This is a genomic window from Entomomonas sp. E7T21, from assembly GCF_058693955.1.
On record NZ_CP191672.1, the window covers coordinates 2,803,992 to 2,822,530 of the forward strand.

20 protein-coding genes and 1 pseudogene are annotated in these 18,539 nt (G+C 36.3%); 11 read left to right on the forward strand and 10 right to left on the reverse strand.

The genetic code is table 11. The annotated features are described in order from the left end of the window. Positions 1–19 precede the first annotated feature (19 nt). On the reverse strand, positions 20–868 hold the full coding sequence (locus tag ACQVD9_RS13255; RefSeq protein WP_413774161.1) for a DUF2797 domain-containing protein: 849 nt from the start codon (positions 866–868) through the stop codon (positions 20–22). Then, the gene (locus ACQVD9_RS13260; RefSeq protein ID WP_264746422.1) at positions 868–1,137 is read right to left on the reverse strand and encodes a YeaC family protein; all 270 of its coding nucleotides are present in this window, start codon (positions 1,135–1,137) and stop codon (positions 868–870) included. The genes ACQVD9_RS13255 and ACQVD9_RS13260 overlap by 1 nt, the downstream gene beginning before the upstream one ends. Before the next feature lie 213 nt (positions 1,138–1,350). On the opposite strand from ACQVD9_RS13260, the gene ACQVD9_RS13265 reads away from it, so the two are divergent. The 9 genes from ACQVD9_RS13265 (at position 1,351) to efp (ending at position 7,521) form a co-directional block, all read left to right on the forward strand. Then, positions 1,351–2,637 carry a citrate synthase gene (locus ACQVD9_RS13265; protein WP_264746423.1) on the forward strand — a complete coding sequence of 429 codons (1,287 nt, stop codon included), beginning with the start codon at positions 1,351–1,353 and terminating at the stop codon, positions 2,635–2,637. Between the two features lie 129 nt (positions 2,638–2,766). Next, positions 2,767–3,150, forward strand: coding sequence for a DUF423 domain-containing protein (locus ACQVD9_RS13270; RefSeq protein ID WP_264746424.1), 384 nt, complete (start codon positions 2,767–2,769; stop codon positions 3,148–3,150). A 15-nt stretch (positions 3,151–3,165) separates the two neighbouring features. Next, on the forward strand, positions 3,166–3,366 hold the full coding sequence (thiS, locus tag ACQVD9_RS13275) for a sulfur carrier protein ThiS (RefSeq protein WP_264747908.1): 201 nt from the start codon (positions 3,166–3,168) through the stop codon (positions 3,364–3,366). Positions 3,367–3,384: 18 nt separating this feature from the next. Further along, positions 3,385–4,179: a thiazole synthase gene (locus tag ACQVD9_RS13280; RefSeq protein ID WP_264746425.1), complete on the forward strand. Its 795-nt coding sequence runs from the start codon at positions 3,385–3,387 to the stop codon at positions 4,177–4,179. 309 nt (positions 4,180–4,488) lie between these two features. Next, complete coding sequence (locus ACQVD9_RS13285; RefSeq protein ID WP_264746426.1) at positions 4,489–4,692, forward strand: CsbD family protein; 204 nt, start codon at positions 4,489–4,491, stop codon at positions 4,690–4,692. A 34-nt stretch (positions 4,693–4,726) separates the two neighbouring features. Continuing rightward, complete coding sequence (locus ACQVD9_RS13290; protein ID WP_264746427.1) at positions 4,727–4,891, forward strand: DUF1328 family protein; 165 nt, start codon at positions 4,727–4,729, stop codon at positions 4,889–4,891. A 162-nt stretch (positions 4,892–5,053) separates the two neighbouring features. Then, positions 5,054–5,746 (forward strand): tRNA (guanosine(46)-N7)-methyltransferase TrmB, encoded by a 693-nt coding sequence (trmB, locus tag ACQVD9_RS13295; RefSeq protein WP_264746428.1) that lies wholly within the window; start codon positions 5,054–5,056, stop codon positions 5,744–5,746. Next, positions 5,746–6,900: an elongation factor P maturation arginine rhamnosyltransferase EarP gene (gene earP, locus ACQVD9_RS13300; RefSeq protein WP_264746429.1), complete on the forward strand. Its 1,155-nt coding sequence runs from the start codon at positions 5,746–5,748 to the stop codon at positions 6,898–6,900. The genes trmB and earP overlap by 1 nt, the downstream gene beginning before the upstream one ends. 54 nt (positions 6,901–6,954) lie before the next feature. After that, a complete protein-coding gene (gene efp, locus ACQVD9_RS13305) occupies positions 6,955–7,521 on the forward strand; it encodes an elongation factor P (RefSeq protein WP_264746430.1) in 567 nt (188 codons plus the stop codon). A gap of 543 nt (positions 7,522–8,064) precedes the next feature. Here efp and msrA read toward each other — a convergent pair. Together msrA and ACQVD9_RS13315 are read right to left on the reverse strand one after the other, a co-directional pair. Further along, positions 8,065–8,556: pseudogene (msrA, locus tag ACQVD9_RS13310) on the reverse strand (peptide-methionine (S)-S-oxide reductase MsrA); the annotation flags it as partial. 141 nt (positions 8,557–8,697) lie between these two features. Continuing rightward, positions 8,698–9,180, reverse strand: coding sequence for a multidrug/biocide efflux PACE transporter (locus ACQVD9_RS13315; protein ID WP_413774162.1), 483 nt, complete (start codon positions 9,178–9,180; stop codon positions 8,698–8,700). Positions 9,181–9,272: 92 nt separating this feature from the next. Here ACQVD9_RS13315 and ACQVD9_RS13320 point away from each other — a divergent pair, with 92 nt between their 5' ends. Then, complete coding sequence (locus tag ACQVD9_RS13320; RefSeq protein ID WP_264746431.1) at positions 9,273–10,154, forward strand: LysR family transcriptional regulator; 882 nt, start codon at positions 9,273–9,275, stop codon at positions 10,152–10,154. Between the two features lie 301 nt (positions 10,155–10,455). Here ACQVD9_RS13320 and panD read toward each other — a convergent pair whose 3' ends face one another. After that, entirely contained in the window at positions 10,456–10,911 is a 456-nt protein-coding gene (gene panD, locus ACQVD9_RS13325) for an aspartate 1-decarboxylase (protein ID WP_264746432.1), read from the reverse strand. 194 nt (positions 10,912–11,105) lie between these two features. On the opposite strand from panD, the gene ACQVD9_RS13330 reads away from it, so the two are divergent. Beyond that, positions 11,106–11,411, forward strand: a complete 306-nt coding sequence (locus tag ACQVD9_RS13330) for a hypothetical protein (protein WP_264746433.1) — start codon at positions 11,106–11,108, stop codon at positions 11,409–11,411. Between the two features lie 87 nt (positions 11,412–11,498). On the opposite strand, the gene aceF is transcribed toward ACQVD9_RS13330, so the two are convergent. From aceF to ACQVD9_RS13355, 5 genes are all read right to left on the reverse strand, one after another. After that, positions 11,499–13,430, reverse strand: a complete 1,932-nt coding sequence (aceF, locus tag ACQVD9_RS13335; RefSeq protein ID WP_264746434.1) for a dihydrolipoyllysine-residue acetyltransferase — start codon at positions 13,428–13,430, stop codon at positions 11,499–11,501. Between the two features lie 24 nt (positions 13,431–13,454). After that, positions 13,455–16,106 carry a pyruvate dehydrogenase (acetyl-transferring), homodimeric type gene (gene aceE / locus ACQVD9_RS13340; RefSeq protein ID WP_264746435.1) on the reverse strand — a complete coding sequence of 884 codons (2,652 nt, stop codon included), beginning with the start codon at positions 16,104–16,106 and terminating at the stop codon, positions 13,455–13,457. 247 nt (positions 16,107–16,353) lie between these two features. After that, a complete protein-coding gene (locus tag ACQVD9_RS13345; RefSeq protein ID WP_264746436.1) occupies positions 16,354–17,286 on the reverse strand; it encodes a lipid A biosynthesis lauroyl acyltransferase in 933 nt (310 codons plus the stop codon). Beyond that, positions 17,286–18,224 (reverse strand): D-2-hydroxyacid dehydrogenase, encoded by a 939-nt coding sequence (locus tag ACQVD9_RS13350; protein WP_264746437.1) that lies wholly within the window; start codon positions 18,222–18,224, stop codon positions 17,286–17,288. The genes ACQVD9_RS13345 and ACQVD9_RS13350 overlap by 1 nt, the downstream gene beginning before the upstream one ends. After that, positions 18,221–18,526: a YcgL domain-containing protein gene (locus ACQVD9_RS13355; RefSeq protein ID WP_264746438.1), complete on the reverse strand. Its 306-nt coding sequence runs from the start codon at positions 18,524–18,526 to the stop codon at positions 18,221–18,223. The genes ACQVD9_RS13350 and ACQVD9_RS13355 overlap by 4 nt, the downstream gene beginning before the upstream one ends. Positions 18,527–18,539: the final 13 nt, after the last annotated feature.

An 18,539-nucleotide genomic window follows, 5' to 3' on the forward strand; every position in this document is an offset into this window, starting at 1 on the left:
GATTTTTTAAATTAACTTACTATTGTACAGAAACACTAACCTGATAAGCAGTGTATTTACGAATATTAATAACACCTGTATCTAAAATTAAATATTGGCCCTTTATCCCATCCAATTTGCCCTGTACAACCAGTTGTTTATCTAAATTATGGCTGATTATTTTAGTAGGATATTGTTGAACAGGATAGTTTAATTCTGTAACCTGTTGATTTTCTATTGGTTGTATTGCTTGTATGCCAAAAGTAGCTTGTAATTTAGCGATCATTTTATGGCTATTAGTTAAAATACGATCACGCTCAGCTAACAAATCTAAAGATTCTGCCTCACCTTTTAATAATTGCCGCCAATTAGTTTTATCTGCTACCTGCTCTCTTAAAATATCTTCAATAAAACCAGATTGTTGACGAGTAGCTACACGAAAAATAGGGACTGCTTGTCTCGCACCTTGATCAATCCAACGGGTAGGTATTTGACTGGCTCGAGTAATACCTACTTTTAATCCTGATGAGTTAGCTAAATAGACAATATGATCAGTCATACAAAACTGATCACCCCACTCAGGCTCTCGGCAAGTCCCCTCAGCATAATGACATTTCTCAGGACTCATAATGCAAATATCACATTGCGCCAAACTGATAAAACATTTATAACAATAGCCTTGTCCATAGCTTTTTGGTGTTTTTGTGTGACATGCCTGACAAAAAATATTACCCGTAAAATTAATTTGTATATTTTTACCTAAGTAATTATTCAGTAACAATTTATGTTCACCTAAACATAAATTATATTGCACAACTTTATCTTGAACATCAGCAATAGACACCTGCATCTTTTGCAACTGCCCTTCTAGCACATTATTTAAAGTCATTAGTGGGTTGTCTTAGTTTTAATAATTATCTTTTCATCATGGTGATCATCATCTTTATGGGATTGGCAACCAGGACCATCAATAAATCCCGTACGCTCTTCTTCTGGCAGATGCTTCAACTCCCACGCAATGATAGCCTGCAAACAAGTTTCTCTTTGTTCTGCAGTTAACGGTTTACCATTAGGCCATTTACCTAATTCGACAGATTGCTTCAAATTCTGGTATATTTCTGGGGTGATTTTTTCTATCATTTCAACATAAGAAGTCATAAAAACTGTTCCCTAATTATATTTTGAACGGTTATATTATTTATTAGTCTATTATGAGCATGAAATTTTAACAAATATAATATAATATTTTGGAAACTTAATAATTAACGAAAATGTGATACTAACTAATTATCCGAACTTAAACTAACTAAAAATCTTTAATAATCAAAAAATTAACTGTTTAATTAATAGATTAAACAAGAAGGAGATAACATGGCAGATCATAAAGCTACGCTAACCTTTGATGATGGTACAAATTTAGAACTACCTGTACTTCAAGGGACCTTAGGCGCTAATGTGGTGGATGTAAGAAATCTTGCCTCTACTCATCACTTTACTTATGACCCAGGCTTTATGTCCACTGCCTCTTGTGAGTCAAAAATCACCTATATCGACGGTGATAAAGGTATTTTACTCTATCGAGGCTACCCCATTGAGCAATTAGCAGAATATTCTGACTATTTAGAGGTTTGTTACTTATTATTAAATGGCGAGTTACCAAACGCCCAACAGAAAAAACAATATGAAGATATTGTTCATAACCACACCATGGTACATGAACAAATGAAGAGCTTCTTAAATGGCTTCCGTCGTGATGCCCATCCAATGGCTGTCATGTGTGGTTTTGTAGGGGCTTTCTCTGCTTTCTATCACGACTCTTTAGACATTAACAATCCTATCCATCGCGAAATAGCCTCTAATCGTTTAGTGTCTAAAATGCCTACTATTGCAGCAATGGCTTATAAATACTCAATGGGACAACCCATTATGTATCCAGATAATAGCTTAGATTATGCTGCTAACTTCTTACACATGATGTTTAGCAATCCTTGTGAGAAAAAAGAAGTTAACCCTATCTTAGCCAAAGCAATGGATAAAATATTTATCCTACACGCTGACCACGAACAAAATGCATCAACCTCTACCGTTCGTTTAGCGGGTTCTACAGGGGCTAACCCTTTTGCTTGTATCGCCGCAGGTATTGCTGCACTATGGGGACCTGCGCATGGTGGTGCTAACGAAGCAGTACTTACTATGTTAGAAGAAATTGGCAGTGTTAATAATATTGAAAAATATTTAGCCAAAGCTAAAGATAAAGACGATCCATTTAAACTAATGGGCTTTGGTCATCGTGTTTATAAAAACTTCGATCCACGTGCTAAAGTACTGAAAAAAGCCTGTGATGAAGTGTTAAAAGAACTTGGAATCAATGATCCTCATTTAGAACTAGCGATGAGATTAGAAGAAATCGCACGTAATGATTCTTACTTTGTAGAGCGTAATCTCTATCCAAACGTTGACTTCTACTCTGGTATTATCCTAAAAGCAATTGGTATTCCAACCAGTATGTTTACAGTAATCTTTGCCATTTCTAGAACCGTAGGTTGGATTGCACACTGGAAAGAAATGCTATCTGAACCTTATAAAATTAGCCGTCCACGCCAACTTTATACAGGTTACGCAGAGCGTGACTTTGTACCAGTAGATCAACGTAAATAATTTGTTAATCTACTTAAAAGCCTGCTTAATCGCAGGCTTTTTTATGAGCCTAATAATTATATTAAATTACCATATAGTAATTATTCTCAGGTAGAATAGGCGCGATAATTTTTATTAAAAGGGGTTAGCATGTTTCGTGTTTTTCTTACCTTAGCTGGCTTTTTTGGTTTTACTGGGGTTATTTTAGGCTCTTATGCCTCACATGGCCTAAAATCAGTATTATCTGAAGCACAAATCTTAACCTTCAAGCTAGGTGTTCAATACCAACTATACCACGCCATTGCCCTACTGGGCATAGCCGCTCTTTGTTACCTATTTTCTAGCCGCCTTATTCAAGCAACAGGTTGGTTATTTACCATTGGTATCTTATTCTTCTCTGGTACCCTTTACTCCATCACCTATTTTGGCTTACCAAATATAGGTACTGCACCTATTGGAGGTGTTGCTTTTATTCTTGGCTGGTTTTTACTGTGTATTGCAGCATGGAAAGTTCCTGCGAAACAATCCATCTAGAGTGATCTTAGTATGATGAAAATTTATATTAATGGACAGCCTCATGAGCTTACTGAACCAACCACAATAACTGGCTTAATAGAACAGCTTGAGTTGACAGGTAAACGTATTGCCATAGAGCTTAATCAAGAAATAGTACCGCGTAGTCAACATACAGAAACTTTTTTAAAAGAAAATGATCAATTAGAAATCGTCCACGCTATTGGTGGTGGTTAGGCCTAAGGAATCAATAAAATGAATACTACTATAACAGATAAACCGCTAGTATTAGCAGGTAAAACCTATCAATCTCGTTTATTAGTTGGCACTGGTAAATACAAAGATTTCAACGAAACGCAACAAGCTATTGAAGCTTCTGGTGCAGAAATTGTTACCTTAGCGGTACGTCGTACTAATATCGGTCAAAACCCTAATGAGCCCAATTTATTAGATGTTATCTCACCCGAAAAATATACTATTTTACCTAATACCGCAGGTTGCTTTGACGCTACTGAAGCCGTTAGAACTTGTCGTTTAGCTCGTGAACTACTAGATGGTCATAACCTCGTTAAACTAGAAGTATTAGCTGATCAAAAAACTTTATTTCCTAATGTGGTAGAAACATTAAAAGCAGCTGAAATACTAGTTAAAGAAAACTTTGAAGTAATGGTTTATACCAGTGATGACCCTATTATTGCTCGTCAACTAGCAGAAATTGGCTGTATTGCTGTTATGCCATTGGCAGGGTTAATTGGTAGTGGCATGGGTATTTGTAACCCTTATAACTTACAAATCATTCTAGAAGAAGCCAAAATTCCTGTACTTGTTGATGCAGGAGTAGGTACTGCTTCTGATGCTACTATTGCCATGGAATTAGGTTGTGAAGCAGTATTAATGAACAGTGCTATTGCCCACGCACAACACCCCGTGCTTATGGCAGAAGCAATGAAACATGCCATTATTGCTGGCCGTAAGGCTTATTTAGCAGGTCGTATGCCACGCAAACTTTATGCAACAGCCTCATCACCATTAGATGGCTTAATAAAATAACTACCTCAATCAATAACTAAGTCTAATTGCTTATATAGACTTAGTTATTTTTGTTAATTTTACCAATTAATATCTCCCTTTCAGCTAAATAACAGACTGATTATCACTTGTTATTCTTGTCTTCATGTTTCAAACATAATTTAACAAGTCTTATAAGCTACTGAAAAAACACAAAAAATAGTAAAACTATCAAATAATAGTGATTTGTCTTTTAATTACCATCGTCTAATGGAAGTACTTGATAAATAAACTTATCTTGAATATGTGCACAAGTAATTAATTTAATTAACTGATTTATGAGGTGCGATTATGAACTGGGATATTGTAAAAGGTAACTGGAAACAAGCTAAAGGTAAGATCAAAGAACAGTGGGGAAAACTCACCGATGATGAAATTGATCAAATTGACGGCAAACGTGAACAATTATCTGGCATCATCCAAAAGCAATATGGCATTACTAAAGATAAAGCCGAAGAGCAAATTAAAGATTGGGAATCTCGTCAAAAATATTAATCGAGTTTCTAATTACTTACAATGAGGTATAACCATGCTTAGATATGCTATTATTTTCTTTATTATCGCTATTGTTGCCGCATTATTTGGGTTTGGTGGTATTGCTGCAGGTGCGGCAGGAATAGCAAAAATTCTTTTCTATATATTCTTAGTGGTTTTTGTTGTAACACTAGTACTAGGACTTGTTGCTCGAAAGTAACTGTTTCAAGTCTAGTTTTAACCCTCGTAAAAGGCTAGTTATCTAGCCTTTTAATTATTCTAAAGAATCCTTTTCTTATATAATAACTTAAAAAAGTAGCGTTTCCATTTTTATGCTATAAAATACCCGCCTAATATTATAGCTCCCTACTTTAGTAATTATATGACAGAAACAACCACACCACTTCGTACTATTAAAAGCTTTGTGATACGTGCAGGCCGAATGACTCATGGGCAAAAACAAGCTATTGAAACAGGCTGGAAAGATTTTGGGCTAGAGTTAGAACAAGGACTTTTAGATTACCGACAAATCTATAAAAGAACAGCACCCGTTACTTTAGAGATTGGCTTTGGCATGGGACAATCGCTCTGTACAATGGCAGAACAAGCACCCGAGCAAGATTTTATAGGTATCGAAGTACATAAACCTGGTGTAGGTGCTTTAATCACTATCCTACAAGATAAACAACTCAATAATGTTCGAGTCTTTAACTGTGATGCCATCGAGGCACTCAATAATTGCATTGCTGACAATAGCCTAGATCGCTTATTACTCTTTTTCCCTGATCCTTGGCATAAGAAACGTCACCATAAACGCCGTATTGTACAACCTGAATTTGCTCAACTAGTTAGAAGTAAACTCAAAGTAGGCGGTGTTTTTCATATGGCAACTGATTGGCAACCTTATGCAGAACATATGCTAGAAGTAATGTGTGCAGCAGAGGGTTATAAAAATCTGGCTACAGACAATACCTATGTTCCTCGACCAGAAGAAAGACCCAAAACTAAATTTGAAACACGGGGTGAACGTTTGGGGCATGGTGTTTGGGATTTAAAATTTCAACGTATTGCTTAATGGATAAGTTCCCTACTAACACTAAATGGGATATTTTTTGTAGTGTCATTGATAACTATGGTGATATTGGTGTTTGTTGGCGTTTAGCAAGACAGCTTACTAATGAACACAAACAACAAGTTAGATTATGGGTAGACGATCTAAATAGCTTTCAAAAACTCTGTAACCTTATAGATCCACAATTAGAAGTACAAACAATTGCTAATATTGAAATTAGGTATTGGGACAATCAATGGCAACCTGTTGAACCTGCTGATATTGTAATAGAAGCTTTTGCCTGTAATATTCCGGCAGCTTACCAACAAGCTATGCAAACAGCTAATAAAGCCATTTTATGGTTAAATTTAGAATATCTAACCTATGAAAGGTGGTCTATTGATTTTCATGCCCTATCTTCACCACAATCTAATAATCTTAATAAATACTTCTTTTTTACAGGTTTAGAAGAAACGGGCAGTGTCATCAGAGAAAAAAACTTACTTGAACAAGCAGAGCAATTTCAAAATGATACTAACCGTCAACAACAGTTTTTAAGCCAATTAGGTGTTATAAAACAACCAGATCACTATTTAATATTACTATTCAGCTATGCTAATCATGCACTATCTGAGTGGTTAGATATTTTACAAAAAAGTAATAAGCAATATCACTTACTAATCCCCCAAACACCTTTATTAAATAACCTTGCTGATTATTTAAATATCGATAGTTCATCATTAGTTGCTGGTTACCAATACCACAAAGACGCTCTCACTATTCAAATTATTCCTTTTGTAAATCAAGAGGATTTTGATAAATTACTGTGGTGTACAAATTATAATCTTATTAGAGGTGAAGACTCTTTTATTAGAGCTCAATATGCTGGTAAGCCCATGTTATGGCATATTTATCCACAACAAGAAGATGCTCATTTAACAAAATTAAACGCTTTTCTCGATTACTATTTAACAGATTTAACTGCTAATGAAAAACAGGCCACTATTGATTGGTGGTTTGCTTGGAATAAACAACAAAATCTCGCTAATAGTTGGCTAAACTATCAACAACACCTACCTAAACTACAAAAACAGGCAATAAATTGGGCAAAAAAGCAAAAAACTGTTACAGATTTGATCACAAAACTAGCCAAACTTTATAAAAATTGGCTATCATAGGCAGTTCTAAAATTTTATATAAAGTACTAATCAGATAAATTAACGGATATCCTAATGAAAACCGCTCAAGAATTTCGTGCTGGCCAAGTAATGAATATTAATGATGCACCATGGGTTGTGCAAAAAACCGAATTTAATAAATCAGGCCGCAATGCTGCTGTTGTAAAAATGAAGTTAAAAAACATTTTAACAGGTGCTGTTACTGAAAATGTTTACAAAGCAGATGATAAATTAGAACCTATCATTCTAGAACGTAAAGAAGTAACTTATTCATACTTTGCTGATCCTAACTTTGTATTTATGGACAATGAATACAACCAATACGAAGTAGAAAGAGACGACTTAGGTGATGCTGTTCATTTTATTGAAGATGGCATTCAAGACGTTTGTGAAGCAGTATTTTATGATGGTCGCGTAATCTCTGTTGAACTACCAACTACCATCGTTCGCCAAATCGCCTATACGGAACCAGCAGTACGTGGTGATACTTCTGGTAAAGTAATGAAAGTAGCACGTTTAAATACTGGCTATGAATTAAAAGTATCTGAGTTTTGTGAAATCGGTGACTATATCGAAATCGATACACGTACTAACGAATACAAAGCACGTGCTAAGGTTTAATCCTTTCTATACTTCTGGTAATTACTCTATGTAATTACCAGAACTTCTTTATTATATTTTCTTGTCTTTTGATGATGCTATTAACTGATAAGATAATATCCCAAATGCCATTACAATCATTATTAAACATATGATTATTTTCATAGGTTTATATTTTCTTTCTATGTTTCGTCGATAATGAATCAATTAATCAGTACATGTAGTTTTTTATATTCTAAAAAGATATTAACTGATTTATAGCTAGAAACGGAAGTTGCAAAAATACTAAAGGGGGCTAAGCCCCCTTCTTGATTGATACCACTCTTATAATTCTTATTTTAATGATGCGTTTTATAATTCTTATTTAACCGCTAAACTAATTTTCATATTATCACTCTGTTATTGTTTTTCTTGTAATTATATAAAAGCACAAACCATGCCAAAAAATAGATATTGATATATATCAATAAGTTAAAGACTTATTTAGAAAACTCCAATTTTTAATACTCAATGATTGTTACCTTTTCTCACATTAATTGTTACCTATAATATTGCTCCCACAAATTAAGATACACATTCCACACCTGTTCCCTTTAATCCACAGTAACCATTTGGATTTTTTTGTAAATATCGCTGATGGTATTCTTCTGCAAAATAGAACTCTGGTGCTTCTTTAATTTCCGTGGTGATAGCTCGGAAGCCTTTTAAACTAAGCTGTTGTTGATAAGCTTGCTTACTTGCAAAAGCTTTTTGTAATTGTACTTCAGAAGTACAATAAATAACTGAACGATATTGACTACCAATATCATTACCTTGACGCATACCTTGGGTAGGATCATGATTTTCCCAAAATATTTTTAATAATTCATCAAAAGAAATAACTTCAGGATCATAAACAACTAATACAACCTCTGCATGTTCTGTATTACCTCTACATACTTCTTCATAAGTAGGATTTAAAGTATGTCCACCTGCATAACCAACGGCTGTCCCTAAAACTCCTTCTTGTTGCCAAAATAATCGATCTACCCCCCAAAAACACCCCATACCAAAGATCACCTTTTCTAAACTAGGAGACAAATTAGCTAAATCTACTTTTGTTAATTGTTTACATGACATAATAAAAATCCTCAACTTAAAACTTCAGTTAAGGATTTTACTCTGTTTAATTAACTTGTATTTAATCGGTTAGTCTTATTATGGTAACACTTTTATATCAAGTTGCTGCTTCATCATTTTTCTTTTAAATAAATACTCTCGTATCTCATCATAAACATAGTTATAAACAAAAGTATAAGGTAAAAAGAACAATGTAAATCCAATATCAAGTAAAAATGCTTCAACCCATCCTACTGATAACCACCATGCAGCTACTGGCACCAAAACACCAATTAAACTTATCTCAAACAATGTAGCATGTAATAATCTCACTTTAACCGTTCGTTTAAAACACATACGTCGTTGTGCTAAGTCGAACAAAAAATTAAACACCACATTACATAATGCCGCGATGGCAGCAAACATAATAGTTAATGCGCCCATTTTAATAATCGAATGCCCCATTAACCAAGCGGCTGTCGGTGCAGTAATTAAAGTAGCAATGACCTCAAACAGCAATGCATGAAAAGCACGCTCTTTGCCACTTCTTCTCGTGGAATCATAAATAACAGAACTCATCATATTTGCAACCTTATATTACTCATTTATCTATAGGCGTATATTATAATCGGATATATAATAAGATTAAGTTAGTTTTCATCGGGAAAACCGATATGTATTTTTCATTAGAATTATTAGAAGCCTTTACCCAAGCCGCTGCACTTGGTTCATTTAGCGCAGCTGCGAGAAAATTAGGAAAAAGCCAATCAACCATCAGTGAAGCAATTGCTAAATTAGAAATTGATTTAGGGGTTTCTTTATTTGATCGACAAAATCGCCACCCTACATTGACTGAAGCAGGAAAAAAACTACTGAGTTATGCTGAAAATGTCTTTAGTGCATCCGATCAGCTTAATAGAATGGCTTACCAATTAGCTAGTGGCTTAGAACCTCAATTAACGCTTGCTTTATCAGATACCTATCAGGCCGAACAATACACAAACTGCTTAAGAGAGCTTGACCAAAACTACCCAGAGTTAGAGTTTGAATGTATTGTGGCAGAACACGATGATATTCTAAATTTAGTCAGTACTGGGCGAGCTGATTTAGGGTTACTAATCACCCAGTCACACTATGCGCCTGATATTGCTCACACTACTATTCCACACCAAGTGGATTTTGGATTATTTGTAGCTAAAACTCATCCTCTAGCACACCTCACAAAAATATCCTATGAACAACTATCTCAATATCGCCTAATTCATGTCAAAACAACCTCATCCACTGATGAGTTACCCCTTAATCACCTATTTGATATTATCAATCCTACTATCTACTGGTCAGCTTCTAACTACTTATTAGTATTAGAAATGGTTGTGGAAGGTTTTGGTTGGGCTGAGCTTCCTCACGAACTCGTTAAAAATTTTGCTAAAAATCAGCTCACTGAATTAAAAGTATCTGGTTGGCCTTACAATATGTCTATTGATGTGGTTTGGTCTAGAAAGAGAAAACTAGGCATGGCAGGTAATTGGCTATTAGAAAAACTATTAAGTTAACTATGCATATTGTTATTTTTAAAGCAAAAGTAAAACAATTAGATTACTATTATAATGAATTAGCCAACCAATTAAGGGGATTAGCCTTTAATGCGTTTGGCTGCTTAGACTTCTAATCCATTACAGAAAACGATCAAGAGATTACTCTTTTCCTATTAGTCCTCTTTAGAACATGTTCAAGCTTGGAAAGCCCATCTCTTACATCAACAAACACAAAAGCTAGGTAAGGAATATTAATATCACTCCTACTCCGTGCAGGTAGTAGCAATAATCAAAGAATAAATATTAGCTCAGGAAATAATTAATGAGCTAATATTTTCTCTGAGTAACGTTCATGGGCACGGCTAGGCACTTCACCTGCTGCTAGTTGCTCCATACTTGGTGTTTCGTAAGTAAAAATCTCAGTAATCTGATTATTATCATCGACCATTACTGCTTTTGATTTACGACCTACTAATTGACTTACGGGGCATTGTTCATACGCCATTAAAATGGCCAAGTCCCCTTTATTAAATAAATGGGCGGCAGCACCGTTTAAACAAATTTCACCAGCCCCCTTAGTACCTGGAATAACATATGTCTGTAGGCGATTACCATTGGTAATATTCACCACATCAATTTGGGTGTAAGGCAAAATACCACTGGCCTCTAGTAGTAATGGGTCAATGGTAATAGAACCCACATAATCCAAATTCGCCTCAGTCACACGACAGCGATGGATTTTACCGTACATAAATAAACGTGTAGCTTCTTGCACTTTTGAACCTTCTACTTAACACTAACACTGATAAAGTCAATTGACCTTCAGGATGGCTATTATACTAGCAATTTTCTAAATACAAGTATTTTTTTATGAAAACTAATCTCATTGGAAATATTATTGCAACTTAGTATTAATAACCGTATATTGCCCCCCTAATTTTTTCTTTAACAATGGCAAAGGTATAATTAATGAAAAAAACTATAGCATTAATACTATTTCTAACACTAATCGGTTGCTCAAATTCTTTCTCTGAATCAAATTTAAGAAAGGCCACTGCACGTTCAATCGGGTTACAAGAACATGAGTTTATTATTGGTAATAGAAAAAATGGTGTATCTACTATTGAATATGATGTAAAAAACAAAAATAATGGTGAGATTTATCATTGCTCAACTGTATTTGCTCCAATCTCTGGAGGTGTTACTTCTAGCCCTAATTGTGTCGATAAATTTGGATCTGCAATTGAACCCACAGCCAACAAAGTTACTTTCTAAAAATATATCAAATACTGTAGCCAAAACTATTATTTATTATTCATAAAAAAGCCCCTCTAATGAGGGGCTTTTTATAGCTACTTATGTTTAAAGTAACATTGAGCGAATATCAGCTAATACATCCGCTAAACGTTTAGTAAAGCGAGCTGCTGCTGCACCATTAATCACACGGTGATCGTAGGATAATGATAATGGCAACATCAAACGTGGTTGGAAGGCTTTACCATCCCAAACTGGTTGCATGGTTGCTTTATTAACACCAAGAATAGCTACCTCAGGCGCATTAACGATAGGAGTGAAACCCGTACCACCAATATGACCTAAACTAGAAATAGTGAAACAAGCACCTTGCATTTCGTCTGGTTTTAACTTCTTATCACGTGCTTTAGCAGCTAAATCAGCAGCTTCTTGAGCAAGCTCAAATAAGCTCTTCTTATCTGCATTACGAATAACAGGTACTAATAAGCCATCTGGAGTATCCACTGCAAAGCCTACATGTACATATTTCTTACGAATAAGCGCTTTACCACTAGGTGCTAATGAACTATTAAAGTCTGGCATCTCTAACAATAAGTATGCACATGCCTTAATTAAGAAAGGTAACAAGGTTAACTTAACCCCTTTCTTATCTCCTAATGCTTTTTGCGCCACACGGAATGCTTCAAGTTCAGTAATATCAGACTGATCGAACTGAGTAACATGTGGTACATTAACCCAACTACGATGCAAATTTACAGCGGCGATTTGCATTAAGCGAGTCATTGCTACTTCTTCTATCTCACCAAAGCGACTGAAATCTACTTCAGGGATTGGCGGAATACCACTACCACCTGTCACTGCACCTGCAGCAGCTTTAGGCTGTTGTAACTGTTGCTTAACAAAATTTTGTACATCTTCTTTTAGAATACGTCCACGTGGCCCTGTAGGTGTTACTAAACCTAAATCCACCCCAAAATCACGAGCAACCATACGTACTGCAGGGCCTGCATGCACTTTAGCACTATTACCTGCTGGAGCACCTGTAGGCGCACTAACAGATGCAGGTGTTGCTTTAGCTGCTGGAGCACTCGCTTGTGAACTAGTAGCTTCTTTTACAGATTCTGCTACAGGAGCTGCGCTACCTGCCACCTCTAATTCAATCATAGGGTCACCATCTTTCAATGAATCGCCCATTTTAAATAGAAGCTTCTTAACAATACCTGCTTTAGGAGTAGGTACTTCCATACTGGCTTTAGCTGACTCTAGCGTCACAATACTTTGTTCAGCCTCAACGCTATCACCTACTTTTACCAATATTTCAATTACTTGGCCTTCACCACCGATATTAGGCACATTAATTTGTTCTACACCACCTTTAGTAGCTGGCGCTTGTGCAGCAGCTTTAGGTGCTGCCGCTGGGGCTGTGTCTTGCTTAGCAGGTTCAGCTGTAGCAGGTGCAACATCACCCTCAACTTCTAACTCAAGCATTGGGTCACCATCTTTTAGTGAGTCACCCATTTTGAATAGAAGTTTCTTAACAATACCTGCTTTAGGGGTAGGTACTTCCATACTGGCCTTAGCAGATTCTAAGGTAACAATGCTTTGCTCAGCCTCAACACGATCACCCACTTTAACAAGAATCTCAATTACTTCACCTTCGCCACCAATGTTAGGCACATTGATTTGCTCGACACCACCTTTAGATTTTGCCGCTGGTTTCTGAGCAGCCTCTTTTGGTTCTGCTTTAGCTTCTTGTTTAGGTTCCGCTTTTTGCTCTTTAGCAGGCTCTTCTTGCTTGACTTCTGAACCGCCCTCAGCTTCTAATTCAATCATAGGGTCACCTTCTTTTAAGGTGTCACCCATTTTAAATAGAATCTTTTTCACTACCCCAGCCTTTGAGCAGGGTACTTCCATACTGGCTTTGGCTGATTCAAGAGTTACAATGCTTTGTTCGGCTTCAATACGATCACCAACCTTAACAAGTATCTCAATAACTTCGCCTTCTCCGCCAATATTGGGTACGTGAATAGTTTCACTCATTTGTATTCTCCTATTCCGTAGCCATTAGCAATCAAGTGGATTAGTTTTTTCTGGATCAATGCCAAACTGCTTAATCGCATCAGCCACCACTTTTGGTTTGATCTCACCACGCGCTGCTAGGGCTTCTAATGCAGCCACTACAATCCAGTGACGATCTACTTCAAAGAAGTTACGCAAGTTAGCACGACTATCACTACGTCCAAAACCATCAGTACCTAACACTTTATAATCAGTAGGTACCCATTGACGTACTTGATCAGCCAATAACTTCATATAATCTGTTGAAGCAATAACTGGACCTTGTGCTTTTTCTAGACACTCAGTGATATAAGCTTTCTTAGGTTTAGCCGTTGGGTGTAAACGATTCCAACGTTCAACCTCTAATCCATCACGACGTAATTCATTAAAGCTTGGTACGCTCCATACATCAGCAGCCACTTTAAATTCTTTACGAAGAATCTCAGCAGCAGCACGTACTTCACGTAAAATAGAACCAGCTCCTAAAAGTTGTACACGTTGTTTAGATTTAGACTTATCAGCTTCTAATAAGTACATACCTTTCACAATCGCTTCTTCAACACCTTTAGTTTTAGGTAAAGCAGGTTGAATATAGTTTTCGTTTAATACAGTTAGGTAATAGAAAATGCTCTTACCTTCTTCCACCATTTCTTTAATACCTTGGCGGATGATAACTGCTAACTCATAAGCATAAGTAGGATCATAACTACGGCAGTTAGGAATAGTGCCTGCAAGAATATGGCTATGACCATCTTCGTGCTGTAAGCCTTCACCATTTAACGTTGTACGACCTGAAGTACCACCAATTAAGAAACCATGTGCACGGCTATCACCCGCTGCCCAAGCTAAGTCACCGATACGTTGGAAACCAAACATTGAATAGAACACATAGAATGGTAACATGGGTTGGTTATGCGTACTGTAAGAAGTACCTGCCGCAATCCACGAAGACATTGCACCCGCTTCGTTAATACCTTCTTCTAAAATTTGACCTTTCTTATCTTCACGATAGAACATCACTTGGTCTTTATCTACTGGTTCATATAATTGACCCACAGAAGAGTAAATACCCAATTGACGGAACATACCTTCCATACCAAAAGTACGTGCCTCATCAGGGACGATAGGAACAATACGACTACCTAAATCTTTATCTTTCACTAAATGTGCAAGAATACGTACAAATGACATAGTCGTAGAGATTTCACGATCACCTGAACCATCTAAAATAGCTTTCAAGGTATCTAACGATGGCGTTGGAATACTAATACTCTTAGTACGACGACTAGGAACATAACCACCTAATGCTTCACGACGGGCGCGAATATATTTAATTTCAGGGCTATCTTCATCTGGACGGAAGAATGGAATATTTCCAATATCCTTATCAGATACAGGCACATCAAACTTGTCACGGAAGTTTTTAATAACTGCATCAGTTAATTTCTTATCATTATGTGCAGTATTTTGACCTGCTGTACCTAAGATACCATAACCTTTAATAGTCTTAGCTAAAATTACAGTTGGTTGACCAACATGATTTACAGCTTGATGATAAGCAGCATAAACTTTAAATGGATCATGACCACCACGATTTAATGCCCAAATATCATCATCACTCATATCCTTAACCATATCTAACAGTTCAGGATAAGCACCAAAGAAATGCTTACGGACGAAAGCGCCATCTTTAGCTTTATAGTTTTGATAATCACCGTCTACTACTTCTTCCATACGGCGTTGCAATAAACCATCTTTATCTTTAGCAAATAAAGGATCCCATAAACGACCCCAAATTACTTTATTTACATTCCAACCAGCACCGCGGAATACACCTTCAAGTTCTTGAATGATTTTACCGTTACCGCGTACAGGGCCATCTAAACGCTGTAAGTTACAGTTAATCACGAAAATAAGGTTATCTAACTTTTCACGGCCCGCTAAAGAAATAGCACCTAAAGTTTCTGGCTCATCTGTTTCACCATCACCAATAAAACACCAAACTTTTTGTTTACCTGGTGTAATAAAACCACGGTGTTCTAAATACTTCATAAAGCGAGCTTGGTAAATAGCTTGGATTGGCCCTAACCCCATAGATACGGTTGGGAATTGCCAAAAATCTGGCATTAACCAAGGATGTGGATAAGAAGATAAACCTTTACCACCCACTTCTTGACGATAATTATCTAATTGTTCTTCAGTTAAACGACCCTCAATAAATGCACGAGCATAAATACCTGGAGCAGTATGGCCTTGGAAAAATACCAAGTCACCACCATGTTCTTCGGTAGGGCCTTTAAAGAAATAGTTAAAACCAACATCATAAAGCGTTGCACTGGAAGCAAAACTACCAATATGTCCACCCAGATCAGGATCTTTACGGTTCGCACGTACCACCATTGCCATTGCATTCCAACGGACTAATGAACGGATACGACGCTCCATAAACATATCACCAGGTAATGGTGGTTCTTCAGTTAATGGAATCGTATTACGATAAGGTGTATTAATCGAATAAGGCAGTTTTACACCATTGCGTGTCGCCCACTCACCCATTCTAGTCATCAGGTATTGAGCACGTTCTTCACCTTCGTTCTCAACCACTGACTCCAGGGAATCAACCCATTCTTTTGTTTCTATGGGATCAAGATCTTGCATAGCTTGCTCCAGTCTCTATAGTAAAGCTTCTTTTGAAAGCTGTGAAATTCACAATCCTGTTATAGATTGTTAATCGTTTATTTATAATCAGCTTATATGACTACTAAGCCTCTTCTTATTGACTCATTTTACAGGATTGATTAGCCTGAAAAAATCATCGATGAACCTTAACCGTTTATTATACTATATCCTTGTATACTTCATATTCCCTAAAACTAAAAAATCTTTATTTTTTCTATAAATTTCATCACTTCTTTTTATAAAGTGATGTTTCACCTGCAGGTCGTGTTTTAAAACGGCGATGAGCCCACAGATATTGATCTATCTGCTCTGTAACACACTTCTCTACCCATTGATTGATGGTTAGACAATCTACCTCTTCTGACTCACTTGGGAAATTATCCAAAGGTGGATAAATTATCAGATGATAGCCACTACCATCAGCTAAAGGCTTCTGCACAAAAGGGATTACTTTTGCCTTACCTAAACGGGCGAATTTACTAGTGGCTGTTACTGTAGCTGTAGGAATACCGAATAAAGGTACAAAAATACTTTGCTTTGGACCATAATCTTGATCTGGTGCATACCAAATCGTTCCTCCTGAACGCATTACTTTAAGCATGGTTTTAATATCATCACGCTCAATTGCTTCACCCTGTAGATTATAAGTTTCTCGTCCTGCTTTTTGAATATAATCAAACAACTTATTTTTATGCTGACGGTACATACCATTCATAGGGTAAACCGTACTCAATAACGCAGCACCTATTTCTAGGGTAGTAAAGTGTAATGACATTAACAATACACCATTGCCAGCTTCATGCTCTTTTTGTAAATATTCTAAACCATCAATTTTTTTAGCTAATTTGGCAAACTTCTTTTTAGGCCACCACCAGCTAATCGCCATTTCAAAGAAAGCAATACCCATAGCAGCAAAATTTTGCTTCGTAATAGCAATACGCTCATCAGATGTCATCTCAGGAAAACACAATTCTAAATTACGTAATACTATTGTCCGTCGACTCTTGGCAAAATAATAAAGAAGACGCCCTATACTTGCACCTAAGTTACGTAACCAACTAAAAGGCAATTGAATAATAAGCCATAACAATCCCAAACCTAGCCATAATGACCAGTAACGAGGATGCAAAAAACTTTTCTTAAAAACTGCCCTAGCCATTAATACTCCTGTCTAAAATCTACTTGTCCAAGCAATGGCTGTTGCTTTTGGAAACGCTCTAAATTATGATTAAATAAATCAAAAACTAATGTTGGTATACCGATAGCAGCTGTATGTTCTGTGATTAATAAATTAGGTACATGCCAAAATAAATGGTTTGCAGGTAAAGGTTCTGTTCTAAATACATCCAATATTGCTAAACTGGGATGTCCTTTATCTAAAGCGATAATAAGTTCCTCATCAACAATTGATGTACCTCGCCCTGCATTTATAAACACCGAACCTTGTTTCATTTTTGAAAAAATCTTAGCATCAAAAATATTCTGTGTATTAGGCGTATCAGGTAATAAACTGATTACATAATCAGCTGTGGATACATAATTTGCTAAATCTTTTAATGCGCCTACTTTCTCAAAAGGTGGTAGCTCTCTCTCTGTAGTAGCAATACCGAAAATCTTTACACCAAACGGTTTAAGAAACTTGGCAACACCTGTACCAATAGTACCAGCACCTACAATTAATACTTGCTTACCATGTAAAGTTGTTGGTTGGTCAAGCAACCAGTGTTGTTTTTGTTGTGCGGCATACCTTTGTAATACTTGTCGCTCATTAGCCAACATGTATGTTAATACATACTCAGCCATCAACTGATCAAATACGCCTACGGCACGACTTAGCATATAATCTTTAGGCAAATCCTTAGCCATCAAAGGAGTAATGCCTGCAAAAACTGACTGAATCCATTTTGGTGTTTTAACCCCTTCTCTTAATAAGTCTGCACATTGATTGGGAGAACCCAGCCAAATATCACAATGATTGGCAACCTCTTGCAAAGAAGCTACTTCATTACTAGCAAATAACTGACAATCAGGATATTTTTTCTCTACTAATGGAATATAGGCTGGATAGTCTTTATCAATAATTAACAACTTATTCATAGTGGATCATTAAACCTCAATAATTCATCAGGTAAACTCATTAACTCATCTTCTTCAGGAGGAGGTGGCATTTGCAAATGAAAACCTTGTTGTTCTATATTAGCTAAAACTTGGACAATATCTTCTCGTGCAAGTTTACGTTGAGGAGTAAGTAATAAATCAAATACAGGTTGTGGCTTACCAAATACACTTAATAACTCTTCTGGAACCCGTTCTAATCCCTCTTTTTTATCCACATATAAATACATTTCATTCTTACGTGGACTTTTAAAAATAGAACAAATACGTTTTTCTATTGCCATAATTTTAAGCTCT